The organism is Enterovirga rhinocerotis, from assembly GCF_004363955.1.
Lineage (GTDB): Bacteria > Pseudomonadota > Alphaproteobacteria > Rhizobiales > Beijerinckiaceae > Enterovirga > Enterovirga rhinocerotis.
In genome coordinates, this window is record NZ_SNZR01000014.1 from 167,714 (window position 1) to 190,688 (window position 22,975).

The 22,975-nt window shown below is 68.9% G+C and carries 21 protein-coding genes; 13 read left to right on the forward strand and 8 right to left on the reverse strand.

The genetic code is table 11. The annotated features are described in order from the left end of the window. Positions 1-167: 167 nt before the first annotated feature. The 3 genes from EV668_RS17450 to EV668_RS17460 all read left to right on the forward strand — a co-directional run bounded on the left by EV668_RS17450 (position 168) and on the right by EV668_RS17460 (position 3,652). Complete coding sequence (locus tag EV668_RS17450) at positions 168-1,061, forward strand: outer membrane protein assembly factor BamD (protein ID WP_425359634.1); 894 nt, start codon at positions 168-170, stop codon at positions 1,059-1,061. A gap of 123 nt (positions 1,062-1,184) precedes the next feature. After that, positions 1,185-2,849, forward strand: a complete 1,665-nt coding sequence (gene recN, locus EV668_RS17455; protein WP_133772425.1) for a DNA repair protein RecN — start codon at positions 1,185-1,187, stop codon at positions 2,847-2,849. Between the two features lie 110 nt (positions 2,850-2,959). Continuing rightward, the gene (locus tag EV668_RS17460) at positions 2,960-3,652 is read left to right on the forward strand and encodes a Crp/Fnr family transcriptional regulator (protein WP_133772427.1); all 693 of its coding nucleotides are present in this window, start codon (positions 2,960-2,962) and stop codon (positions 3,650-3,652) included. On the opposite strand, the gene EV668_RS17465 is transcribed toward EV668_RS17460, so the two are convergent. Then, positions 3,607-4,272, reverse strand: coding sequence for a TetR/AcrR family transcriptional regulator (locus tag EV668_RS17465; protein WP_133772429.1), 666 nt, complete (start codon positions 4,270-4,272; stop codon positions 3,607-3,609). The genes EV668_RS17460 and EV668_RS17465 overlap by 46 nt on opposite strands. Positions 4,273-4,383: 111 nt before the next feature. On the opposite strand from EV668_RS17465, the gene EV668_RS17470 reads away from it, so the two are divergent. Both EV668_RS17470 and EV668_RS17475 read left to right on the forward strand, forming a co-directional pair. Then, the gene (locus EV668_RS17470) at positions 4,384-5,655 is read left to right on the forward strand and encodes an HlyD family secretion protein (protein ID WP_133772431.1); all 1,272 of its coding nucleotides are present in this window, start codon (positions 4,384-4,386) and stop codon (positions 5,653-5,655) included. A gap of 387 nt (positions 5,656-6,042) precedes the next feature. Continuing rightward, positions 6,043-7,620 (forward strand): DHA2 family efflux MFS transporter permease subunit, encoded by a 1,578-nt coding sequence (locus tag EV668_RS17475; RefSeq protein WP_133772433.1) that lies wholly within the window; start codon positions 6,043-6,045, stop codon positions 7,618-7,620. A 6-nt stretch (positions 7,621-7,626) separates the two neighbouring features. Here the strand turns inward: EV668_RS17475 and EV668_RS17480 are convergent, their stop codons facing one another. Next, positions 7,627-8,493, reverse strand: coding sequence for a DMT family transporter (locus EV668_RS17480; protein ID WP_133772435.1), 867 nt, complete (start codon positions 8,491-8,493; stop codon positions 7,627-7,629). Between the two features lie 153 nt (positions 8,494-8,646). Between EV668_RS17480 and EV668_RS17485 the strand changes: the two genes are divergently transcribed. From EV668_RS17485 to EV668_RS17495, 3 genes are read left to right on the forward strand one after another with little or no spacing between them, the layout of a single operon-like run. Next, on the forward strand, positions 8,647-9,717 hold the full coding sequence (locus EV668_RS17485; protein ID WP_133772438.1) for an ABC transporter ATP-binding protein: 1,071 nt from the start codon (positions 8,647-8,649) through the stop codon (positions 9,715-9,717). Beyond that, positions 9,714-10,667, forward strand: coding sequence for an ABC transporter permease (locus EV668_RS17490; protein ID WP_425359635.1), 954 nt, complete (start codon positions 9,714-9,716; stop codon positions 10,665-10,667). The genes EV668_RS17485 and EV668_RS17490 overlap by 4 nt, the downstream gene beginning before the upstream one ends. Next, the gene (locus EV668_RS17495; protein ID WP_133772440.1) at positions 10,664-11,464 is read left to right on the forward strand and encodes an ABC transporter permease; all 801 of its coding nucleotides are present in this window, start codon (positions 10,664-10,666) and stop codon (positions 11,462-11,464) included. The genes EV668_RS17490 and EV668_RS17495 overlap by 4 nt, the downstream gene beginning before the upstream one ends. Here EV668_RS17495 and EV668_RS17500 read toward each other — a convergent pair. Beyond that, a complete protein-coding gene (locus tag EV668_RS17500) occupies positions 11,450-13,165 on the reverse strand; it encodes an AsmA family protein (protein WP_133772442.1) in 1,716 nt (571 codons plus the stop codon). The two genes, EV668_RS17495 and EV668_RS17500, sit on opposite strands and share 15 nt — an antisense overlap. Before the next feature lie 213 nt (positions 13,166-13,378). On the opposite strand from EV668_RS17500, the gene EV668_RS17505 reads away from it, so the two are divergent. The 4 genes from EV668_RS17505 to EV668_RS17520 all read left to right on the forward strand — a co-directional run bounded on the left by EV668_RS17505 (position 13,379) and on the right by EV668_RS17520 (position 16,241). Then, complete coding sequence (locus tag EV668_RS17505) at positions 13,379-14,083, forward strand: CoA transferase subunit A (protein ID WP_133772444.1); 705 nt, start codon at positions 13,379-13,381, stop codon at positions 14,081-14,083. 26 nt (positions 14,084-14,109) lie between these two features. Beyond that, the gene (locus EV668_RS17510) at positions 14,110-14,790 is read left to right on the forward strand and encodes a 3-oxoacid CoA-transferase subunit B (protein ID WP_133772446.1); all 681 of its coding nucleotides are present in this window, start codon (positions 14,110-14,112) and stop codon (positions 14,788-14,790) included. A gap of 277 nt (positions 14,791-15,067) precedes the next feature. Further along, entirely contained in the window at positions 15,068-15,367 is a 300-nt protein-coding gene (locus EV668_RS17515) for an SWIB/MDM2 domain-containing protein (RefSeq protein ID WP_133772448.1), read from the forward strand. A gap of 73 nt (positions 15,368-15,440) precedes the next feature. Beyond that, entirely contained in the window at positions 15,441-16,241 is an 801-nt protein-coding gene (locus EV668_RS17520; RefSeq protein ID WP_133772450.1) for an SDR family NAD(P)-dependent oxidoreductase, read from the forward strand. A 46-nt stretch (positions 16,242-16,287) separates the two neighbouring features. Here EV668_RS17520 and EV668_RS17525 read toward each other — a convergent pair whose 3' ends face one another. After that, complete coding sequence (locus tag EV668_RS17525; protein WP_133772452.1) at positions 16,288-17,313, reverse strand: ABC transporter substrate-binding protein; 1,026 nt, start codon at positions 17,311-17,313, stop codon at positions 16,288-16,290. Between the two features lie 254 nt (positions 17,314-17,567). Between EV668_RS17525 and EV668_RS17530 the strand changes: the two genes are divergently transcribed. Further along, positions 17,568-20,060, forward strand: a complete 2,493-nt coding sequence (locus tag EV668_RS17530) for an EAL domain-containing protein (RefSeq protein WP_133772454.1) — start codon at positions 17,568-17,570, stop codon at positions 20,058-20,060. 24 nt (positions 20,061-20,084) lie between these two features. Here EV668_RS17530 and EV668_RS17535 read toward each other — a convergent pair whose 3' ends face one another. Genes EV668_RS17535 through EV668_RS24885 form a run of 4 tightly spaced genes read right to left on the reverse strand, consistent with a single transcriptional unit; the run spans position 20,085 to position 22,943 of the window. Then, positions 20,085-20,870: an ABC transporter permease gene (locus EV668_RS17535; RefSeq protein ID WP_133772456.1), complete on the reverse strand. Its 786-nt coding sequence runs from the start codon at positions 20,868-20,870 to the stop codon at positions 20,085-20,087. A gap of 22 nt (positions 20,871-20,892) precedes the next feature. After that, positions 20,893-21,708, reverse strand: a complete 816-nt coding sequence (locus EV668_RS17540; RefSeq protein ID WP_133772457.1) for an ABC transporter ATP-binding protein — start codon at positions 21,706-21,708, stop codon at positions 20,893-20,895. Between the two features lie 33 nt (positions 21,709-21,741). Then, a complete protein-coding gene (locus EV668_RS17545; protein ID WP_133772459.1) occupies positions 21,742-22,539 on the reverse strand; it encodes an FkbM family methyltransferase in 798 nt (265 codons plus the stop codon). Beyond that, positions 22,536-22,943, reverse strand: coding sequence for a nuclear transport factor 2 family protein (locus tag EV668_RS24885; RefSeq protein WP_166652531.1), 408 nt, complete (start codon positions 22,941-22,943; stop codon positions 22,536-22,538). The genes EV668_RS17545 and EV668_RS24885 overlap by 4 nt, the downstream gene beginning before the upstream one ends. Between the last annotated feature and the right edge of the window lie 32 nt (positions 22,944-22,975).

Genomic DNA, 22,975 nt, shown 5'->3' on the forward strand with positions numbered 1-22,975 from the left:
AGGCGTAGAGCCGGACCGCGGGTAGGGAAACTGGGCGTGGCCCGAGGCGGATCCTGCCCGGGTGTTGCCTCCAGGACCTTGCCGAACAAGCCGTCGATCCGTAGGCGCTGGGCTCCGTGCGCTTCGCCGCGCACGACGCCATGGCCGAGTCTGGGGACCGACGACGGATGACGTTCAAGATCACAGAGGGACAGACCGCGATGGTCGCGCTGCGCGCGGCGCTCATCGCTGGTGTCGCGGCCGGGCTCGGGGGATGCGACACGCTCTCGAACCTCAACCCGTTCGACACCTCCGAAAAATACGAGATGAAGGTCACGGCGGACGTGCCGCCGGAGCGCATGTACGACCAGGGCCTCGCCCGCATGCGGAACGGCGATCGCGAGGGCGCCGCCCGGCGCTTCGGCGAGATCGGCCGCAACTACCCGCAATCTGAATGGGCCCGGAAGGGCCTCATCATGCAGGCCTTCGCCAATTACGAGGCGCAGAAATACGACGACGCCATCACGTCGTCCCGCAGCTACCTGCAGAAATATCCGAACACGAAGGATGCGGCCTACGCGCAGTATCTCTACGCGATGTCCAACTTCAACCAGATCCCGGATACCTCGCGGGATCAGGAACGCTCGGAGAAGGCCCTCGCCGGGCTGACGGAACTCGTCCAGAAATACCCGAATTCCGAATATGCGGCCGATGCGCGCTACCGCATCCAGGTCGCCCGCGACCAGCTCGCCGGCGCCCAGATGGAGGTGGGCCGCTATTACCTTGAGCGCCGGAACTACACCGCCGCCATCAACCGCTTCCGCGACGTGGTGTCGAAGTACCAGACGACGCGCCATGTCGAGGAGGCGCTCCAGCGTCTGACCGAGGCCTATATGGCGCTCGGGCTGACCGGCGAGGCTCAGACCGCCGCTGCGGTCCTCGGCCACAACTTCCCGAACAGCCAGTGGTACAAGGACGCCTATTCGCTCGTCCGCTCGAACGGCCTCGAGCCGCGCGAGGACGCGGATTCGTGGATCAGCAAGACCTTCAAGGGCTTCAGGGTCGCCGCCCTCGGGCGGTGAGGCGATTGCGGCGTCTCCTCGCCGCGCCGCCGGTCCGGGTGGGATCGGCGGCGATCATGCCGGCCTGAGCATGTCCAAAAGCCGGATTCCTCTTTCCCGCGCCATGCTCTAAGAGGGCCGCGCATGCTCGCGCAGCTTTCGATCCGCAACATCGTCCTGATCGACCGGCTCGATCTGCGCTTCGCGCCCGGCCTCAGCGTGCTGACCGGCGAGACGGGGGCGGGTAAGTCGATCCTTCTCGATGCCTTCGCGCTCGCGCTCGGTTCGCGCGGCGACGGCTCCCTCGTGCGGCACGGCGAGACGCAGGGCCAGGTCTCGGCCGTGTTCGACGTTGCCGCCGACCATCCGGCCCGGGCGCTCGCGGTCGCGGCCGATCTCGACATCGACGGCGATCTCATCCTGCGCCGCGTGCAGTTCGCGGACGGGCGCACGCGTGCCCTCGTCAACGATCAGCCGGTCAGCGTGCAGACGTTGCGCGAGATGGGCGCGGCCCTGGTCGAGATCCACGGCCAGCATGCCGACCGCGCGCTCGTCGACCCCTCCACCCATCGCGCGATCCTCGATGCCCATGGGGGTCTCGTGCCGCAGGCCCAGGCGGTGGCCACCGCGGCGAGGAGGCTTCGGCAGGCGAAGGCGGCCCTCGGCGAGGCGGAGGAGCGCCTCGCCCTCCTGCGCAAGGAGCAGGATTACATCGATCACGCCGTGGCCGAACTCACGGCTCTTGCGCCGGAGCCCGGCGAAGAGGCCGCGCTCGGCGAGCGCCGGCAGGTGATGCAGCAGGCCGAGAAGGTGGCGCAGGAGCTTCAGGACGCCGCCGAGGCGGTGGCGGCCCCGATCGGCAGCCTCTCGGCCGCCATCCGGAAGCTGGAGCGGCGCTCGGGAGCGGCCGAGTCGCTGGTCGCCCGCCCCATCGCCGCGCTGGATGCCCTGCTCCTCGCCCTGGACGAAGCGGACCGGTCCGTCGCCGAGGCGATCCGGGCGGCCGAGTTCGACCCGGCCGATCTCGAACGGACCGAGGAGCGCCTGTTCAAGCTCCGGGCCGCCTCGCGGAAATTCTCCGTGCCCGCGGACGATCTCGCCGCGCTCCGAGACCGCTTCGGGGCCGATCAGGCCGCGATCGGGGCGGGCGAGGCGGAGGTCTCGCGCTTCGCCGCGGAGACGGCGCAGGCGGAGACCGACTATGTCGCAGCGGCCGAGAAGCTCTCGGCCGGGCGGAGCAAGGCCGCGGCGAGGCTCGACAAGGCGGTCGCGGCGGAACTCGCTCCGCTCAAGCTCGGCAGCGCTCGCTTCCTGACCCAGGTCGAGACCGATCCCGCCTCGCGGGACAGCGGCGGCCGGGATCGGGTCGAGTTCTGGGTCGAGACCAATCCGGGCACCCGCCCCGGCCCGATGATGAAGGTGGCCTCGGGCGGGGAATTGTCGCGCTTCATCCTGGCGCTGAAGGTCGTGCTCGCGGAGCGCGGCTCCGCCCCGACCCTCGTCTTCGACGAGATCGATACCGGCGTCGGCGGCGCGGTGTCGGATGCGATCGGCCAAAGGCTGGCGCGGCTCGCCGCGCGGGTTCAGGTCATGGCCGTGACGCATGCGCCCCAGGTCGCGGCGCGCGCCGGGACGCATTTCCTGATCGCCAAGCAAGGCGGGCCGAAATCCCAGCGCGTCGCGACGAGCGTCGAGGCTCTCGAGCCCGTCTCGCGCCGCGAGGAGATCGCCCGCATGCTCGCCGGCGCCTCGGTCACGGACGAGGCGAGGGCGGCCGCGACTCGCCTGATCGAGGCCGCCGGAGACTGAGGCGGGGCGTCGCACGAGGCGCCAGAACGGGCGCTGTCCCCGGCCGGACGCGGCCTCCGGCTTGACTCGGCACGCGAGGCCGGCCCCATTCGGCTCCGCATGAGGACGGCATGAACCGCTTGTCGAAGGTGTCGCTGCTCCAGGGAGCAGAGGTCGATCTCGCCGCATTCGAGGCGAAGACGCGCTGTCGCGCGTTTTCGCCGAACGAGACGCTGGTCGATTTCGACGATCCGTCCACGGATGTCTATTTCCTGATCTCGGGCGACGTCCGCGTTCTGATCCGGACACGCTCCGGCAAGGAGGTGATCCTCGGCGAGATGCGGGCAGGGGCCGTCTTCGGCGAGTTGGCTGCGCTCGACGGCACGCCGCGCTCGGCGAACGTCACGGCGCTGACGCGCGGCGAGGTCTGCACGATGTCCGCCGCCGTGTTCAAGGAGCTGATCTTCGCCGCCCCGACGGTGGCGGATCGCCTTCTGCGCCTCCTCGCCCGCCGCGTCCGAGACCTCGATGCGCGGATCATGGAGCACACCGTGCTCGATCTGCGGCACCGGCTCTATTCGGAACTGCTGCGCCTTTCGATCCCGCGCACGGGCCATGCCGAGGAACGGGTCGTCACGCCGCCGCCGTACCACCACGTCCTCGCCGCGCGGATCGGCTGCCGGCGGGAGCAGGTGACGCGCGAATTCACGACCCTGGCCGGCGAAAACCTGATCGAGCGCACGCGCGGTGCGCTCGTCCTCAAGAGGCCCGACGTACTTCAGTCGCGCGTCGCGGCGGCTTTGCGCGAGGACGACCGCGCATAGGCGGCGAGAAAGACCTCGATCGCACCCTCGACATTGTGGTCCAGGCTCTCGGGCGCGCAGGATTCGGGTATCCCGAACAGGAGCCGCTTGAGGATGCCGGCGGAGCACAGGTTCAGGAACTGCTCGGCCGCGAGAGCCGTATCCGCGATCTCGAGCCGTCCGGCCGAGACCTGACCGTCGAGATAGGATTTGAGCCGGGCAGCGCCGAGCTTGGGCCCCGCCTCGTAGAAGGATCGCGCGAAGGCCGGGAACTTGTCGGCCGCGCCGATCACCATGCGGACGGACGAGATGTGGTCGGGCCGGACCATCATGTCGAGCAAGGTCCGGCCGACGAGACGCAGCGCAGACGGCACATCCGGGTCGGATTCGTCGAGCCGGAACAGCACCTCGGCGAGGCCGCTCTTCTCCGATTGGGTCAGCGCCTCGAAGAGGGCCTCCTTGTCCTTGAAGTAGACATAGAGGGTCCCTTTCGACACGCCGGCGGCCTTGGCGATGCTGCCCATCGAGGCGCCGTCGAAGCCCTGGGCGAGGAAGATCTGCCGCGCCCCATCGAGGATCTGGCGCCGCTTGCCCGAATCGGCCGGGCCTTGGGCTTCCGTGCGGGAGCGCACATCGTTCATCTGTCCTGACTTGCTCCGATTGACCGAACGGTTCGGTCAACATATGTAGACGCTACGCCAGTGTCAAACTCGCCGCGGCCGTTGTCCGGCGCGGTGGGACGGAGTTCCGTCATGGCCTTTCGCGACGATCGCCCGGTCTCGGGGCTCCCCGGATCGGAGGACCGGCCCGTGGACAGGGCCGGTGAACCGCCCGCCGGTGCCCCGGCCGATCACCCGGCGCCCGAGGACGCATCGCCTGCTGCCCGCGCACCCGGCGATCCGGGAACGTCGGAGGCCCGCCCGCGGGATGGCGCGGCCGAGCCGGCCGAGAAGCCGAGATCGCGCCGCAAGCTCGTCTTCCTCGTGCTGGCCCTCGCGGTCCTCGCCGGTGGCTCCCTTTATGGCTGGCGGTACTGGACCGAGGGGCGGTTCCTCGTCGCCACCGACGACGCCTATGTGGCCGGCGACATCACGATCCTCGCGGCCAAGGTCTCGGGCTACATCGCCTCGATCGAGATCCAGAACGATCAGCCCGTCCGCCAGGGCGAGGTGATCGCGCGGATCGACGACGTCGATTACAAACTCGCCGTCCAGGCCGCGCGCGACAAGCTCGCGACCCTCGAGGCGACCACGAGCCGGATCGGGCGGCAGGTCGTCGCCGCGCGCGCCCAGGTCGCCCAGGTCGAGCCGCAGATCGCCTCGGCCCGCGCGGAGAGCCTGCGCACGGCCTCCGAATTCGAACGCCAGACCCGCCTGGCACAATCCGATTTCGCCTCGCGCGCGAAATACGAGCAGGCCCGCTCGGACCGGGACCGCGCCGTCGCGGCCGTCCAGGCGGCGGAGGCCGGCCTCGATGTCGCGCGGGCCAATGTCGAGGTGCTGGAAGCCCAGCGGATCGAGGCCGAGCGCACGGCGGGCGAGGCCAGGACGCAACTCGCCCGCGCCGAGCGCGATCTCGCCTTCACGGAGATCCGGGCCCCGGTCTCCGGCGTCGTCGGCAACCGCGCGGTCCAGATCGGATCCTATGTCGCGCCGGGCACGCGCCTCGCCGCCCTCATCCCGCTCCAGACGGTCCATGTCGACGCGCATTTCAAGGAGACCCAGCTCGGTCCGATCCATCCGGGCCAGGTCGTGCGGCTTGAGGTCGACGCCTATCCGGGGCGCCATGTCCCGGCGGTGGTCGAGAGCATCGCGCCGGCCTCCGGTTCGCAATACAGCCTGCTGCCGCCCGAGAACGCGACGGGCAACTTCACCAAGATCGTGCAGCGCGTCACCGTGCGCGTGAAGGTCGATCCGGAGGCGGCCGCGCAAGGGTTCCTGCGCCCCGGCATGTCGGTCGTCACCAGCGTCGACATCCGCGATCCGAAGGTCGCGCAGGCGGCGCTGGATGCGAAGACGCGCTGAGGTCGCGGCGATGGACGCCAGGCTCCGCGCCCAACCTTGCCTCCGCGGAGCCAGGGCTATCGCATCTGGTTTCGTGACGGCTGTCCGCTTTCCTTCCCCCTTGTGGGGAAGGTGGTCCCGAGCGAAGCGGACGGCCGGATGGGGGTGGTGCCGCCCACCCGACGTCGCGGTAGGCGGCACCACCCCCACCCCGGTTCGCCCCCGGAGCAAGTCCGGGGACAACTCGGCCCTCCCCACAAGGGGGAGGGAAGGTGCGCCGTCATCCCCGCAGCCATATGCGATTGCCCTGCCCCGCGTAGCGGCGGGAAGGGCGGACTCGGGCGCCAGCCCGAGCCGGGCGGGAGGCCGCGACCCGCGACCTGCCGATCCGTGCCGGGGGGCTGTGCCATGAGCTCCGCCGCTCTCGCCGCCATCCCCCGCGCGACGCCCGAGACGGGCGAAGGCCGCAAGCTCTTCGCCTTCATGTGCATGGTGTTCGGGATGTTCATGGCCATCCTGGACATCCAGATCGTCTCGGCCTCGCTCACCGAGATCCAGGCCGGTGTCTCGGCCTCGCAGGACGAGATCTCCTGGGTCCAGACCGCGTATCTGATCGCCGAGGTGATCATGATCCCGCTCTCGGGCACGCTGTCGCGCGTGCTCTCGACGCGCTGGATGTTCGTGATCTCAGCCGGCGGCTTCACGCTCATGAGCTTCATGTGCGCGACCTCGACCACGATCGGCGAGCTGATCCTGTGGCGTTCGCTTCAGGGTTTCCTCGGCGGCGGCATGATCCCGACCGTCTTCGCCTCGGCCTACACGATCTTCCCGCCCTCGAAGCGCGGCATCGTCACGCCGATCATCGGCCTCGTCGCGACCCTCGCGCCGACGATCGGACCGACCATCGGCGGCTACCTTACCGACATCTTCTCCTGGCACTGGCTGTTCCTGGTCAACGTCGTGCCGGGCATCTTCGTCACGATCGCGACCTGGCTCCTGGTTGATTTCGACGAGCCGCAATGGGGGCTGTTCGAGACCTTCGACTGGAGCGGACTCGCCCTGATGGCCGCCTTCCTCGGCACGCTCGAATACGTGCTGGAGGAAGGCCCGAACCACGATTGGCTGCAGGAGGAATCCGTCGCGATCTGCGCGGTCATCTGCGTCGTCTCGGGCGTCGCGTTCTTCTGGCGCGCCCTCACGGCGCGTCATCCGATCGTCGACCTCACCGCCTTCGCCGACCGGAATTTCGCGGTCGGCAGCCTCTTCTCCTTCGTCGTGGGGATCGGCCTGTACGGCCTGACCTACCTGTACCCCGTCTATCTCGGCCGCGTGCGGGGGCTCTCGGCCCTCCAGATCGGCGAGACGATGTTCGTGACCGGCATCTGCATGTTCCTGACCGCGCCGATCGCCGGGCGGATGGTCTCGAAGCTCGATCCGCGCGTGATGATGGGGATGGGCTTCGTCGGGTTCGGCATCGGGACCTGGTGGGCGTCCTTCATCACCAAGGATTGGTCGTTCGGCGAACTCGTCGTGCCGCAGATCTTCCGCGGCGTGGCGTTGATGATCTGCATGATCCCGATCAACAACATCGCGCTCGGCACGCTGCCGCCGGATCGGATCAAGAACGCCTCGGGCCTCTACAACCTCACCCGCAATCTCGGCGGGGCGGTCGGGCTCGCGCTCATCAACACCCTCCTGAACTGGCGCTGGGACCTGCACCTGCAAAGGCTGCGCGACCAGGTCACATGGTCTCGCGACCGGGCCCTGGAGACCCTCGGCACCCTGGAAGGCGCGTTCTCGCAGCTCGGCTCTGATGCCGAGAGGGCGGCGCTGAAGCAGATGTCGCAGATCGTGCGGCGCGAGGCGCTGGTCATGGCCTTCGGCGACGTCTTCCTCGCCCTCACGCTGCTCTTCGCCGCCATGACCGTGCTGCTGGTCCTCGTGAAGCGCCCGGGCGCGGCCGGCGCCCCGGCCGATGCCCATTGAGACCGGTCAGGTGCCTCTCGCCCGTTGCCGCGCGAGCCACATCCCGGCGAGCGTCGCGCCGAGGATGATCGCGACGCCGCACCATTGGAGAGGGCCGAGCCACTCGCCGAGCGCCGCCGCGCCGATGAGGGTCGCGGTGACGGGGCTGAGCAGCCCCAGGAAGGCGGCATCGGGCCCGATGAGGCCGATGCCGCGAACCCACAGCCAATAGGCGAGGGCGGTCCCGAGCAGGCCGAGATAGGCGTAGCCGAGAAGGTTCTGCCCGCTCGGCAGCGGCGGCACACCTTCGACCAGGAGCGCGAAGGGAAGCACGAACAGGCCGCCCAGCGCGAGCTGCCAGGCCGTGACCTGCATCGCCGTGCCGAGACGCCCCCAGCGGGCGATCAGCACCGTCGCGCAGGCCATCGACAAGGCGCTGCCGAAGGCCGCGAGTGCGCCGAGCAGATCGACATGGGCCGAGGGATCGAGCACCAGCATCGCGACCCCGACGAGGCCGCACAGGGCGGCGGCGACCTGGGCGATGCGCGGCTTCCGCCCAAGCAGCGGCCAGGCGAGGAAGGCGACGATGAGGGGCTGGCTCGAGCTCAGCGTCGCGGCGACTCCGCCGGGAAGCCGCGCGGCCGCGAAGAAGATCAAGGCGAAGAAGAGCCCGATATTGCAGAACCCGATCAGGGCGAGCCGCCCGATCTGATGGCGCGGCGGCAGGCCTGCGCCCAGGGCCATCAGCAGCAGGCCGGCCGGCAGGGCCCGCAGCGCCGAGACGAGCAGCGGATGGTCGACCGGCAGCAGCGTCGTGAAGACGATATAGGTCGTGCCCCACAGACAGGGTGCGATCGCCGTCGCGGCGGCGGTGCGGAGGGTCGGGCCGGCCATGGCCGTCTCCTCGCATGCAGGGCGGCGAACGGATAGCTCCTCCGCCGCAGGCCGATCGGAGGGGATTGCAACCCTGCGCAACGCTGATAGGTCCGGACGAGCGATCCGTCGCGAACCTTCCGCTCAGAGAGGCCGGCCCCGGTAGCGCACGAATTGGACAGCAAGACCATCATCCGCATCCAGACCGTCACCAAGCGTTTCGGCCCGGCCGTCGCCGTGCGGAACGTCTCGCTCGATCTCGCGGAAGGCGAGTTCTTCTGTCTCCTCGGACCGTCAGGCTGCGGCAAGAGCACGCTGATGCGCATGATCGCCGGCTTCGAGGAGCCGGACGAGGGCCGCATCGAGCTCGACGGCGCCGATCTCGTCGGCACGCCGCCGGAGCGCCGGCCGCTCAACATGATGTTCCAGTCCTACGCGCTCTTCCCGCACATGACCGTTTCCGGGAACATCGCCTACGGCCTGCGCCGCGGCGGGCTCGACAAGGCCGAGCAGGCGGCCCGTCTCGCCGAGATGATCCGCATCGCGCGCCTCGACGGGTTCGAGACGCGCTATCCGGCCCAGCTCTCCGGCGGCCAGCGCCAGCGCGTCGCGCTCGCGCGCGCTTTGGCGCGGCGGCCGCGCGTGCTGCTCCTCGACGAGCCGCTCGGCGCGCTCGACCGGTCGCTGCGCGAGAGCACCCAGGCCGAGCTGAAGGAATTGCAGGCCCGGCTCGGCACGACCTTCGTCATGGTCACGCACGACCAGGACGAGGCGATGAGCCTCGCCGACCGGATCGGCATCATGCAGGCCGGCTCGCTCATCCAGGCGGGCTCGCCGCGCGAGGTCTACGAGCGTCCGGCCTCGCGCTTCGTCGCCGGCTTCATCGGGGCCGCCAACCTGATCGAGGGCACCATCATCCGGCGCGAGCCGGTCTTCGCCCGGATCGCGCTTGCGGACGGGACCGAGATCGAGGCCCGCGCGGAGACGGGCGAGCCCGGCGACGCGGTCGCCGTGATGGTGCGGCCCGAGCATCTCTCGCTGGCGGCGGGCGACGTGCCGGGTCCCAACCGCCTCGCCGCGACCGTGACCGCGACCGCCTTCCTCGGCGACGGCGTCTCGATCCGGGCCCGCCTCGCCTCCGGCCAGGACATCCGGGTCCTGGCGCATGGCGGTGCGCCGGAGCCGCTTCGCGGCGAGGCGATCACGCTCGCCTTCGCCGCCGACGCGGCGCGGGTGGTGACGTGAGCGGCGTCGTCCACCCTCCAGGGGAGGGTGGGAAACGGCGTGCGCCGTCGAAGCGCCGCTGGGGCTCGCGGCTCGTTCTCCTCGCGCCGGCCCTGTGGCTCGCCCTCTTCGTCCTCGTGCCGCTCCTGATCGTCGTCCGGATGAGCGTCTCGGAGAGCGTGCGCGCCCGCCCGCCCTACCGCCCGCAGCTCCCGGCGAGCCTCGATCCGGAGCTCTGGCGCGAGGCGCTCGGCGAATTGACGCTCGACAATTACCGCGACCTCGCCGCGAGCAGCCTCTACGGCGAGGCCCTCCTGACCTCGCTCGGCCTCGCCTTCGTCGCGACCGCGATCATCCTCGTCTCCGGCTATGGCATCGCGCTCGCCGTCGCCCGCGCGCCGCAGAACTGGCGCATGATCCTCCTGGCGGCCGTCGTGCTGCCGTTCTGGACGAGCTTTCTCGTGCGGGTCTATGCCTGGATCGGCATCCTGAAATCGGATGGCTGGCTGAACCAGGCCTTCCTCGCGCTCGGGCTGATCTCGGCGCCGCTGGCGATCCTCAACACCAATGCGGCGGTCGTGATCGGGCTCGTCTACGCCTATCTGCCGTTCATGATCCTGCCGCTCCATGCCTCGCTCGAGAAGCAGGATCCGGCCTTGCTGGAAGCGGCCGCCGATCTCGGGGCCTCGCCGCTGCGCCGCTTCTGGACCGTGACGGTGCCGCTCTCGCTGCCGGGGATCGTCGCGGGCTCGCTGCTCTGCTTCATCCCGATGGTCGGCGAGTTCGTGGTGCCCGAGCTTCTCGGCGGGACCGAGACCCTGATGCTGGGACGCGTCCTCTGGAGCGAGTTCTTCAGCAATGCCAACTGGCCGCTGGCCTCGGCGATCGCCGTGGTGCTGCTCGCGATCCTGATCCTGCCGATCGTCGCCTTGCGCGAGAGCGAGCGGCGGCGTCAGGAGGCCGCGTCGTGAGTGCCGCCCGGTTGTCGCCCCTCAACGTGACGGCGCTCGCGCTCGGGCTCGCCTTCCTCTACGGGCCGATCCTGCTCGTCGTCGTCTTCTCCTTCAACGCCTCGCGCCTCGCCACGGTCTGGGCCGGTTTCTCGACGGGGGCCTATCGCGGCCTCCTCGACAACGCGGCGCTGATGTCCGCCTTGTGGACGTCGCTGCGGATCGCGCTCGTCTCGGCCTGCGTCGCGACGGTGCTCGGCACCCTCGCGGCCCTGGCGCTCGTGCGGGGAGGGCGCTTCCTCGGCCGGGGCATGTTCACCGGTCTCCTCTACGTCCCGCTCGTCCTGCCGGAGGTGGTGACCGGACTGTCGCTGTTGCTGCTGTTCGTCGCCCTCGATCTCGGCCGCGGCACCGTCACGGTCGCCATCGCCCACGTGACCCTCGCCATGTCCTTCGTCACGCTCGTGGTCCAGGCGCGGCTGATCGGGTTCGACCGCTCGCTCGAGGAGGCCGCGCGCGACCTCGGCGCGAGTCCGCTCCAGGCCTTCTTCGGGGTCACGCTGCCGATCATCGCGCCCGCCGTCGGGGCCGGCTTCCTCCTCGCCTTCACCCTGTCCCTGGACGATCTCGTCCTCGCGAGCTTCGCCTCCGGGCCCGGCTCGACGACGCTGCCGATGTATGTGTTCGGTCAGGCGCGCCGCGGCGTGACGCCGGAGATCAACGCCGTGTCCTCGCTGCTCATCGCGGCGGTGGCGCTCACCCTCGTCACCGTCACGTTGCTGATGAAGCGCCGGGCCGGAGCGTCACTGGCTCGTTGAGGCCGGTGCCGGCACGGCCTCGGCGGCGGCCGTCGTCGCCGTGAGCCGTTGCAGCGGCCCGCTGATGTCGACGACGAGCGGGGGGCGGGTGCCGCCGTTCGCGCGGGTGGTCGCCCGCAGCGCCGCCGTGCGGCTGCCGAAGTTCAGCCGGCCGCTGATCTGGGTCATCGATCCGGCCATGTCGAGGTTCCCCTCGCTCACCTCGGCCACGCCCTGTGCGAGGTCGAGGGCGAGTGCGGCCTTGCTGAAGCGTCCCTTGCCGGTCCGCCATTCGGCCGGAACCGAGGCGCGACGCGCGCCGTCGCCGAGGGCGGCGCCGGTGATCTCGCCGTCCCGCACGGAGAGCGCCGCGCGCCCCCGCATCTGGTTCAGGATCGGGGTTCCCCGGTCTCCGTTGATCTCGATCGTCGCGTTGCCGGCGGCGGCGCCCGAGAGACCGCGCATCATGAGGACGTCGCCGAGCGCCTTGTCGAGATCGATCGCGTCCACGGCGAACTGGCTTTTGATATCCCGCCCCTCGCCGTCCAGCACCGAGGAGATACGGGCGCGAAGCGTGCCTCCGGCATAGCTCGCGCGGCCGAGCGAGGCTTCGAGCAGACGCGGTCCGACCTGCACGCTGGTCGCCGCGTCGCGCAGCCGGAGCGCGCCGATCTGGAGCAGGGAGGCCGAAAGCCGGATGTCGTAATCCCCTTCCAGCCTTTCGGGGCCGGCCGGATCGACGAGCTTCGCCAGCCAGCCGAGATCGACCTGATCGGCGGCGAGGGTCGCGCGGATCTGCGGGCGCGGCCCGTCGAGCTGCACGGCCAGCGAGCCGTCGAAGCGGTCGCGGCCGATCTCGAGCGCGAGACGAGGCCATTCGATCTTGCCCGGCGACACGGTCGCCGCGCCGCTCACGGAGGCGGGACGGTCCGCATCGCGCAGGTCGTCGAGCCAGCCGGTCCAGCGGGCGAGGGCCGCGAGCGACCTCACCCGGCCTCCGACTTCGCCGGAGAAGCTCGGCTCGTCGCCGAGCGTCAGCCGGCCGGTCGCTTCGAGGCGCCCGGCGCTGGTCGACACCATCGCCTCGATCTCGTCCCGCCGCCCCGCCAGCAGCGCCGTCGGCGTGACCCGCGCCAGTTCGATCGTGGCGAGTTCACCGTTCCAGATCGCGGATGCGTTGAGGTCGAGATCACCCGTTGCATTCGGCCAGCGGACCAGCAGCGTGACGTTCCGCAGATCGGCCCTGTCGGGATCCGCCACCCCGGCCAGGCGGATGGTCGAGTCGCTGAGGACGAGGCGTTCGATTCGAGAGGCCCAGCTCGCGTCCGAGGCGAGGCGAGCGCGCAGCGTCTCGACGGCATGAATCCAGGATTCCCTCGGCCTCTCCGTCGCGCCCAGGACGAACGTCCCGCGCGTCACCCAGAGCCGCTCGAGGCGGAGACGCCCGGTCAGGAGCGGCAGAAGGCGCAGCTTGGCCTCGAGCTCGTCGGCTTCCGCCGTGACGAGATCGGTCGTGAGCCGAGGCTTCTGGATGGTCAGATGCGGCGCGGGCAGGAGGGAGAGCGTGATCGGGCCGCCGACCGCGAAGGTTCCACCGACCTCGTTGCGGATCTGCCGCGACAGTGCGCTCGCGACGCGCTCCGACGTCACCGTCCACGGCAGGAAGGCGGCGACGACGGCCGCGCCGAACAGGCAGAGACAGGCGATCCTGAAACGAGACATCGGGCTCCGGCGTCGAATCCGACCGAACGGCGCGCCGCGCGAGGGGCGGGCTGGCCCGGCCGAAGCATCCGCGTCTTCCTAGCGACCGAGGCGCGGTTTGTCCAAGGACGGGGCTGCGGCGAATGGCGGGGGATGGGTTGCGCGAGCCCGGCGAGATATGGTGAAGGTTGCTGAATGGGACCTGAGCGCCGAGCGGGCGCCAAGGAGACGTCGATGAAGAAGGTTCACCCGGATGCGTCGTCGGCACTGGCCGGCCTGCTGAAGGACGGGATGACGGTCATGGCCGGCGGATTCGGCCTGTGCGGCATCCCTGACGTCCTGATCGCGGCGATCCGCGAATCGGGCGCCAAGGACCTCACGGTCATCTCCAACAATGCCGGCGTCGACGGGATCGGCCTCGGCGTGCTGCTCGAGACCCGCCAGATCAGGAAGATGATCTCGTCCTATGTCGGCGAGAACAAGCTCTTCGCCCAGCAATATCTCGCCGGGGAGCTCGAGATCGAGTTCAACCCGCAGGGCACGCTCGCGGAGCGCATCCGCGCCGGCGGCGCCGGCATCCCGGCCTTCTTCACCAAGACCGGCTACGGCACCGCGATCGCCGAGGGCAAGGAAACGCGTCAGTTCAACGGCGAGAACTACGTGATGGAGACGGGCCTGTGGGCCGATCTCGCGGTCATCCACGCCTGGAAGGGCGATACCGAAGGCAATCTCGTCTATCGGAAGACCGCGCGGAACTTCAATCCGATGATGGCCACGGCCGCGACCGCCACCGTCGCGCAGGTCGAGAACCTGGTCCAGCCGGGCGAAATCGATCCCGACCACATCATCACGCCCGGCATCTTCGTGAAGCGCCTCATCCACACCCCGAATGCCGCGAAGCACATCGAGCAGCGCACCGTGCGCAAGCGCGCCGCCTGACGCTGCCTGGAGGCAAGGAGAACAGCATGGCCTGGACCCGCGAGCAGATGGCGCAGCGCGCCGCCAAGGAGCTGCAGGACGGCTTCTACGTCAATCTCGGCATCGGCATCCCGACGCTGGTGTCGAACTACATTCCTGACGGCATGACCGTCCAACTCCAGTCCGAAAACGGGATGCTCGGCATGGGCCCCTTCCCCTTCGAGGGCGAGGAGGATCCGGATCTCATCAATGCCGGCAAGCAGACGGTCACCGAACTGCCGACGACGAGCTTCTTCTCCTCCTCGGACAGCTTCGCGATGGTTCGCGGCGGGCATATCAACCTGTCCATCCTCGGCGCCATGCAGGTCGCCCAGAACGGCGACCTCGCCAACTGGATGATCCCCGGCAAGATGGTGAAGGGCATGGGCGGCGCCATGGACCTCGTCGCCGGCGTCAAGAAGGTCGTCGTGGTGATGGAGCACGTCGCCCGGAACAAGGACGGCTCCGTCGATGCGAAGCTGCTCAAGGAATGCACGCTGCCGCTTACCGGCACCCGTGTCGTCGATCTCGTCATCACCGATCTCGGCGTGTTCGCGATCGACAAGAAGGGTTCGGCCGGGATGCGGCTGATCGAGCTCGCGGACGGCGTCAGCGAGGACGAGATCCGCGCCAAGACCGAGGCCGATTTCACCGTCGATCTCGGCGGCGGCGCCAGGAAGGCCGCCTGAGCGGGAGAGTCGCGAGGCTGTGCGGCGGGAGGTGGCGCGGCTCGCCGCACCTCCGGAAGGGCGTTTCCGTGAGCGGCGCATGTCGATTCGGCGGCGCCGATCGTGAGCGCGAAAGCCGCGGAACGGGGATCGAATCCCCCTCCATGGGCAGGAAAACGGCTGTGAAGGGGGAAATCCCTGTCAAAAACGCGCTTCGGGAGCATCCCACCCGTTGACGGCGCCGTTCGCCCTGCACAAGGCTCGCCCTGTACAAGCCATCAGGACCTAGGAGAGCGGAATGGCGAAGGAAGCGAAGACGACGACCAAGGCGGCTGCCGCTGCCCCGGCGAAGAAGGTGAACCCGGCTCTCATGAAGCCGATGAACCCCTCCAAGGAACTCGGCGCCATCGTCGGCGACAAGCCGCTGCCGCGCACCGAGGTCGTCTCGAAGGTGTGGGAATACATCAAGAAGCACAAGCTGCAGAACCCGAAGAACGGCCGTGAGATCCTCGCGGACGACAAGCTGCAGAAGGTCTTCGGAACCGACAAGGTGACGATGTTCGAGATGAACAAGCACCTGTCCAAGCACCTCAGCTGATGCGGTTGCGGCCGGGCGGCATCTTGGCCGCCCGCGCCAGACCGGAACGGCGACCGCGTGGTGGGGGGCTGCCATGAAGGTCGCCGGACAGGTCGTTGTGGTGACCGGGGGCGCGTCCGGGATCGGGCGGGCCCTCGCCGAACGCTTTGCCGCCGAGGGCGCGGCCGCTGTCGTCGTGGCCGATCTCGACGGGCCGGGGGCGGAGGCTGTCGCCCGGACCATCGGAGGGGCCGGTTTCGCCTGCGACGTCTCGCGCGAGGCCGACCTTCTCCACGTGATCGACGAGACCGAACGTCGCTTCGGCCCGATCGGGCTGTTCTGCTCGAATGCGGGCATCCTCACCGGGCTCGACCCGCGTTCCGAGAACCCGGCCGGCTATCCCGATTCAGACTGGATGCAGGCCTGGTCGGTCAATGTGATGGCCCATATCCGGGCGGCGCGCGCGCTCGTGCCGCGCATGAAGGCGCGGGGCGGCGGCTGGTTCCTCCACACCGTCTCCGCCGCGGGTCTCCTGTCGCAGGTCGGAAGCGCGATCTATTCCACCACCAAACACGCCGCGATCGGCTTTGCCGAGAACCTCGCCATCTCGCACCGGGACGACGGCATTCGGGTCGCGGTGCTCTGTCCGCAGGGCGTCGACACGGCGATGCTGCGCGGCGGCAATGCGGGGCCCGCGTCCTTCGACGGCGTGCTGACGCCGGACGCGGTCGCCGAGGCGGCGGTGCGGGGCCTCGAGGCGGAGACCTTCCTGATCCTGCCGCATCCCGAGGTCCTCGGCTACATGCGCCGCAAGACGGACGATTACGACCGGTGGCTCGGCGGCATGGTCAAGCTCCAGCGCCTCATGCGCGAGAGCGACACGAAGGCGGGGTAGCGGAGGGCGGTCCCGTGGACCGGCCCCCGCCTGCCGCGGCCTCGCCTCAGCTCGCCGCGGCCTTGACGAAGCGGTCGGTGAAGGTCGCCGCGAGGTCGATCTTGGCGCTGGCGAGTTCGGCATCGAGCTTGCGCAACGTGTCGAGCACGCTCTCCATGCCCTCCTGCGGGATGATGCCCGTGCGCGAGTAGCTCTCGAGCGAGCTCTTCACCGCCTTGAGATAGAGAGGCTTGTCGCCGAGATGGTATTCCGGCGGCACGAGATCGGCGACCTGCTCCGGCGTCGCCGAGGCGAGCCATTTCAGCGCCTTCACATGTGCGTTGACGAGCCTCTGCACGGTGTTCGGATTCGCGGAGACGAAGTCGCTCTTGGCATAGACGACGGCCGCCGGGTTCGAGCCGCCGAACAGGGCCTTGGTGCCTGCCTCGGTGCGGGTGTCGATCAGGACCTGGATGTCGCCGTCGCCTTCGAGCTTCGAGATGACGGGATCGAGATGCGCGATCACCTCGATCTCGCCCCTCTTCATCGCGGCGACCGCGCCCGCGCCCCCGCCGACGCCGATATAGGCGGCGTCCGTCGGCTTCAGTCCCGCCTTGACCATGGCGTATTGGGCGGTGATGGCGGTCGAGGAACCGGGGGCGGTGACGCCGATCTTCTTGCCCTTGAAATCGGCCGGAGACTTGATCTCGCCCGCGAGCGATTTCTTCACGGCGATGACGATGGCGGGGAAGCGGCCGAGTTCGCAGACGGCCTGGATGGACTGGTTCTTGGCCTGCATCCGGATGGTGTGTTCGTAGGCGCCGGTGACGACGTCGACGGAGCCGCCGATGAGCGCCTGCAGCGACTTGGCGCCGCCGCCGAAATCGTTGATCTCGACCTCGAGCCCCTGCTCCTTGAAGAGGCCCTGACGCTCCGCGACCGTCAGCGGGAGATAGTAGAGCAGCGGCTTGCCACCGACGCCGAGCTTCACGCTCGTCTTTTCCGGTTTTCCGGCAGGCTGCGCAAAAGCGGGCATGCCGAGGGTCAGCGCGCCGAGCGACACCGCGCCGCCGAGAAAGGTCCTGCGTTCCATGGTGTTCCTCCGTTGATGCTGCTTCTGACAAAGTTGCAGGCCGCGCGCAACGATGCCCGACGGAGGGGGCGCGTCGGCATCCGGCTGTCCGGCCGCCAATCTCTCATGCGACCCTCGCCGGGGTCCCGTCGCAGACATGCTCGTTCACATGGCCGACATCGAGATCGCATAGCGGAGTGCACGCTTTTTTTGATCTTTTGTTTCAAGCTGATGATCCAGCTCATCCGCTCGGCGCAGCGGGACCACGACCAGACATGTCCTATCCGCATTCGATCGATCCGGTTCTTCTCGAACCGGATCTCGTTCAGCGTTGGTTCGAGCTTCGCCGACACGGGAGCACGAGCTATGAGGAACTCGTTCTCGGCGCCCTGGGCCGCTATTCCGCGAAATCCGCACTCATCGTGGCAGCAGGCGGGGATCGTCTTGCCCTGAAATGGGCGGGACACGGCTTCGAGACCTGGCTCGGGCGAGAGGTTTGGGACCTGTCGCTGGCCGACCTCGATCCGCATGACGAGGGAACGTTCCGGCGCGCCTGGGTGAGCGCGCTCGAGACCGGGGAGCCGACGAGGCTGGTGTGCCAGCGGGTCCGCAACGGCTCGGTCGAGACGGTGACACTGACCGCGCTGCCCCTGACGCAGCGCTGGGGCGGGCCGGTCGTGCTGTTGTTCTCCGATCTCGTGGGACAGCGGACGAGCCTCGTCGAGGCGATCTTCCGGTCGACGCGGCAGGGCATCCTGGCCCTCTCGACGCTCCGCGACGATGCCGGGCGACCCGAGGATTTTCAGATCGTTGCGATCAATGACGGGGGATCGACCCTCTTCCGGCAATCGACGGAAGCGCTGCTCTGGCGTCGCCTCAGCGAATTTCTGCTGCCGGCTGATCGGAGGCCGATCCTCGATCGATTGTGCCGTGTCCTCCAGGACGGATCCACGGACGCCTTCGAATACTCGTTCGATCTGCGCCCTGGCGGCGGATGGCTGCATCTTCAGGTGGAGGCCGGCTGCGTCGGCGATCTCCTCGCTCTCGTGGTGACGGATGTCGGAGGCATCAAGGCACGCGAGGAATCCTACCGTCTTCTCTTCGAGGACAATCCGATGCCGATGTGGGTGTGCGACGGAGAGGATCAGCGTTTCCTGGCGGTCAACAAGGCGGCGGTCGATCATTACGGCTTCAGCGCGCAGGATTTCTCCGCGATGCGCGTCCACGATCTTCTGTCGGGGGACGATCCATCCGTGCCGGCAAAGGCCGACGCCATGCCGGTCAAGAGCGCCGGAGAACTTCAGGCGCATCGGCGTTCGGATGGCTCGCAGATCGAGACCCTCTCCTATGCGCGGCCGATCCGCTATCAGGATCGGCCGGCCGTGCTTCTGGCTGCGACCGACGTCACCGAGCGCCGCCGGATCGAGGCGCATGTCGCGCATCTCGCGCATCACGATTTTCTCACCGGCCTGCCGAACCGGGCGCTCTTCCTGAAACGGCTGTCCGAAGCATTGGTGGGGCTCGACGACCCGGCATCGAGCCCGGGCGGCGTGGCTGTCCTGTGCCTCGATCTCGACGGCTTCAAAGGCGTGAACGACCGCTTGGGACACCCTGCGGGAGACGAGTTGCTGTGCCTCGTCGCATCCCGCTTGCGCGCCGAGGTGCCAGGCCGTGCCGATCTGGTGGCCCGTCTGGGTGGTGACGAATTCTCCGTGCTCGTGATGGGCGACGAAGCCATGCGACGGGCGGACGCGATGGCCGGCCGCATCGTCGATGCGCTGTCGGCGCCGTTTCTTCTCAAACGTCAGGAGGTCTTCATCGGAGTCAGCATCGGTCTGGCGGAGGCGACGCCCGATGCCCGGACATCGGACCGCCTTCTCGCGAATGCCGATCTCGCCCTGTATCGCGCCAAGCGCGAAGGACGGCGGACGCATCGTTGGTTCGACGCCGACGTGGACACCGTCATCCAGGCGAGCAGGGCCCTCGAGCAGGATTTGAGAGCCGCCGTCGCCGACAAGGCGCTCGGCGTCCATTATCAGCCGCTGGTCGATTGCGCGCGGGACGAGATCGTTGGCTGCGAGGCCCTGGTCCGGTGGCGCCATCCGGTTCACGGCTTCATCTCGCCCGCCGAATTCATCCCTCTCGCCGAGACGATCGGACTGATCCTCGACATCGGAGACTACGTGCTGCGCGAGGCGTGCCGCGAGGCCACGTCTTGGCCCGAGCACGTCAAGGTTGCCGTCAACCTGTCCCCGGCTCAATTCCACCCGAACGGCAACCATCTGGTCGACACGGTGAAGATGGTGCTCGATGAGACGGGTCTCGATCCGGCGAGGCTGGAGGTCGAGATCACCGAATCCATCCTCCTGAAGGACACCGAGACCAATCTGGCGACCCTGGCGCGGTTGCGCGCGCTCGGCGTGCGGATCGCGGTCGACGATTTCGGGACCGGATATTCGTCGCTGACCTATTTGCGGGTCTTCTCGTTCGACAAGCTCAAGATCGACAAGAGCTTCGTCCAGGAACTCGGCGCCAGACCGGAATGCAGGGCGATCGTGGCCGCCATCACGGGCCTCGGATCGAGCCTCGGGATCACCATCAATGCGGAGGGCGTCGAAACCCCCGTTCAGCTCCGCCATCTGCGCGAACTGGGTTGTGACGAGGTGCAGGGCTTCCTGTTCGGTCGCCCCGTTCCCCCAGAGCGGATCCGCCCGATCCTCGCCACGGGAGGACCCGCCTTCCGGCTCCGTGAGGCCTTCGCGGCGTGAGTTCTCTCGCTCGCCGGTTCGCCGTCAGAGTGCCTTCCCCGGCGTCGGCCGCCACACGAGCAGCCTGTTCTCGATGGCCGTGACCACGGCGTCGAGGGCGAGGACGAAGACCATGAGGATCGCCATGCCGGCGAAGACCCCGGTCACGTCGAACACGCTCTCCGCCTCCTGGATCTTGTAGCCGAGCCCGGCCGAGGAGCCGAGATACTCGCCCACCACGGCACCGACGAGCGCGAAGCCGACCGAGGTGTGGAGCGAGGAGAAGGTCCAGGTCAGCGCCGCCGGCCAATAGACGTGGCGCAGGAGCTGACGCTCATTCATGCCGAGCATGCGGGCATTGGCGAGCACCGTCGGGGAGACCTCGCGCACGCCCTGGTAGACCGCGAAGAAGACGATGAAGAAGACGAGCGTGAAGCCGAGCGCCACCTTCGACCAGATGCCGAGCCCGAACCAGAGCGCGAAGATCGGCGCCAGCACGACGCGGGGAAGGGCGTTCGACGCCTTGATGTAGGGGTCGAAGACGGCGGCCAGCATCTCCCGCCTTGCGAAGAGGAAGCCGACGAGGATGCCGCCCGCCGCCCCGAAGATGAAGGCGAGGATCGTCTCCTGGAGCGTGATCCAGAGATGGTGCCAGATCTCGGTGGTGAAGATCTCGCGGATGACCCGCTCGATCACCTTGGCGGGCGTCGAGAAGAAGAACTGGGCGTTCTTCACGTCGCCGAAGATCGGGTAGTTCGTCAGGACGTGCCACACGAGCAGCACGACGACGGCGACGCCGACCTGCGCGGCGATGAGCTTCGGACGTGTCATGGCATGATCTCTCGGCACAGCATCAGCCGGCCTCGCCGAAGGCATAGGCCTTCTGGACCTCGGCCCGCAGGCTCTCCCAGATGTCCTTGTGGATGCGGTGGAATTCGGGGTCGAGCCGGATCTCGGCCGTGTCGCGCGGTCGTGCGAGGCCGACCTTGAAGTCGCCGATGATGGTGGCGGCCGGGCCGGCGGACATCACGACGACGCGGTCGGAGAGCGCGATCGCCTCTTCGAGGTCGTGGGTGACGAACATCACGGCCTTCCTGTCCCCTGCCCAGAGGTCGAGGAGGAGGTTGCCCATGATCTGCCGCGTCATGGCGTCGAGCGGCCCGAAGGGCTCGTCCATCAGCAGGATCTCGGGATTCCGGATCAGCATCTGGGCGAGGGCGACGCGCTTCCTCTGGCCGCCCGAGAGCATGTGCGGATAGGACGAGACGAAGGTCTTGAGGCCGACGCGGGCGAGCCATCCGTCGGCTTGCCGCAGCGCCTCGGCGCGGGCCACCCGCTTCGGTTCGAGCGCCACCGCGACGTTGTCGCGCGCCGTCTTCCACGGCATCAGCGCATCGGCCTGGAAGAGATAGCCCGCCCGCGCGTTGAGGCCCGAAAGGCGCGCGCCGAAGATCTCGACGCCGCCCGCGCTCGGCACGAGGAGGCCGGCGGCGGCGTTGAGCAGAGTGGATTTTCCGCAGCCCGTCGGCCCGACGATCGCGACGAACTCGCCCGGCGCGACGGTCAGGTCGATGTCGCGCACCGCCTGATAGGTCTTGCCGCCGGACAGGGCGAAGGTGATGGCGACGCCGTCGAGCGAAACGGCAGGCTGGTCGGGCGAACTCTGCATCGAGGCGGCGTTTCCTGGAACTCGGTCCGACCCTTATCGGCTCGGCGCGGGTCGGCCAAGCGACGGCACCTGCGTCTTTCGAAAGAGCCAGGCGTCGCATCCCGCGAGGTCGAAGGATGCCGCATCGAGCCGGCGGAAACCGGCCGGGCCGTCCTCCGCCACCGGCCGGGCATCCCAGCCGTCGAAGATCGCGGCGGCCTCGAGGAGCCGCCGGCCAGGCTCCGGCTCGCCGGCCTCGGACAGGATCAGGGGATGAAAGGAGACCAGGACGGCGATGTCCGCCGAGGTCAGGAGCGGTCCGAGATGGGGCAGAAGGGCGTATTCCCCGCCTTCGATGTCGATCTTGACGACGATGGGCCCGGCGCTCCCGATCCGTCCGGCGAGCATGGCGGGCGTCACGGCCGGCGTCGTCCAGGACGAGGGACCATCGGCGAGAAGGGTGCTCGACATCGAGTCGCCCGGCTTGCGCCGGGCTCCGAGCCGTACGGGCTCGGGATGGGGCGAGACGGCCCCCTCGATGACCTCGATCCGTGGGGCGAGGTCCGGATTGGCGGCGAGGTTGCGCCGCAACTGGTCCTGCGCCGCGGGGTCCGCCTCGACGGCGAACACGCGCGCGCCGCGCGAAGCGGCCAGGAGGGAGAGCGGGCCGACCCAGGCGCCGAGATCGAGGAAGGTGACGCCGCGTCCGAGCAGCGGCGCCAGAGCCGCGATGGTCCCGGGCTCCCAGCGTCCCGCCTCGACCCGGTCCCAGAAGGTCGGCTGATCGTCGTCGACGGCAAGGGATGTGCCGGCGAGGGAGACGCGCCGCGAGGCGAGATCCGCTTCCATCATCGCCCCAGCAGGCGGTTGATCAGCGCCGTGTCGGCGAATTGGCGAAGGGAGACGATCCGGCCGTCCTCGATCCGCAGCATGTCGAGGATGTCGGTTTCGGCCTCCTCGCCCGTCGCGAGCGAGCGGACATGGACATGCCAATGCACCGCGGCCTCCGCGCCGTCGACGACGAGCGAGACGATCGTCGCCTCCTTGAACTCGAAGGCGGAGACGAGGCGCCGCAGGACCTCGCAGATCGCCGCGCTTCCGCTGGCCACGGTGGGGACGGGGCTCGCCGCGGCCGAGCCCGAGACCGAGAAATGCGCGCCTTCGCCGAAGAAGCCCATCACCTCGTCGAGGTCTCCGCGCTGGCGGGCCGCATAGGCTGCCCGCAGGAGTGCCTCCACCTCGCTTTTCGTCACCATCGCATCCCCCGTCCCGCCAAGGCCGTTCGCCG

Coding starts and splice junctions, on each gene's coding strand:
- EV668_RS17450 (WP_425359634.1), top strand. CDS start 168: ATGACGTTCAAGATCACAGAGGGACAGACCGCGATGGTCGCGCTGCGC.
- recN (WP_133772425.1), top strand. CDS start 1,185: ATGCTCGCGCAGCTTTCGATCCGCAACATCGTCCTGATCGACCGGCTC.
- EV668_RS17460 (WP_133772427.1), top strand. CDS start 2,960: ATGAACCGCTTGTCGAAGGTGTCGCTGCTCCAGGGAGCAGAGGTCGAT.
- EV668_RS17465 (WP_133772429.1), bottom strand. CDS start 4,272: ATGAACGATGTGCGCTCCCGCACGGAAGCCCAAGGCCCGGCCGATTCG.
- EV668_RS17470 (WP_133772431.1), top strand. CDS start 4,384: ATGGCCTTTCGCGACGATCGCCCGGTCTCGGGGCTCCCCGGATCGGAG.
- EV668_RS17475 (WP_133772433.1), top strand. CDS start 6,043: ATGAGCTCCGCCGCTCTCGCCGCCATCCCCCGCGCGACGCCCGAGACG.
- EV668_RS17480 (WP_133772435.1), bottom strand. CDS start 8,493: ATGGCCGGCCCGACCCTCCGCACCGCCGCCGCGACGGCGATCGCACCC.
- EV668_RS17500 (WP_133772442.1), bottom strand. CDS start 13,165: ATGTCTCGTTTCAGGATCGCCTGTCTCTGCCTGTTCGGCGCGGCCGTC.
- EV668_RS17505 (WP_133772444.1), top strand. CDS start 13,379: ATGAAGAAGGTTCACCCGGATGCGTCGTCGGCACTGGCCGGCCTGCTG.
- EV668_RS17510 (WP_133772446.1), top strand. CDS start 14,110: ATGGCCTGGACCCGCGAGCAGATGGCGCAGCGCGCCGCCAAGGAGCTG.
- EV668_RS17515 (WP_133772448.1), top strand. CDS start 15,068: ATGGCGAAGGAAGCGAAGACGACGACCAAGGCGGCTGCCGCTGCCCCG.
- EV668_RS17520 (WP_133772450.1), top strand. CDS start 15,441: ATGAAGGTCGCCGGACAGGTCGTTGTGGTGACCGGGGGCGCGTCCGGG.
- EV668_RS17525 (WP_133772452.1), bottom strand. CDS start 17,313: ATGGAACGCAGGACCTTTCTCGGCGGCGCGGTGTCGCTCGGCGCGCTG.
- EV668_RS17530 (WP_133772454.1), top strand. CDS start 17,568: ATGTCCTATCCGCATTCGATCGATCCGGTTCTTCTCGAACCGGATCTC.
- EV668_RS17535 (WP_133772456.1), bottom strand. CDS start 20,870: ATGACACGTCCGAAGCTCATCGCCGCGCAGGTCGGCGTCGCCGTCGTC.
- EV668_RS17540 (WP_133772457.1), bottom strand. CDS start 21,708: ATGCAGAGTTCGCCCGACCAGCCTGCCGTTTCGCTCGACGGCGTCGCC.
- EV668_RS17545 (WP_133772459.1), bottom strand. CDS start 22,539: ATGATGGAAGCGGATCTCGCCTCGCGGCGCGTCTCCCTCGCCGGCACA.
- EV668_RS24885 (WP_166652531.1), bottom strand. CDS start 22,943: ATGGTGACGAAAAGCGAGGTGGAGGCACTCCTGCGGGCAGCCTATGCG.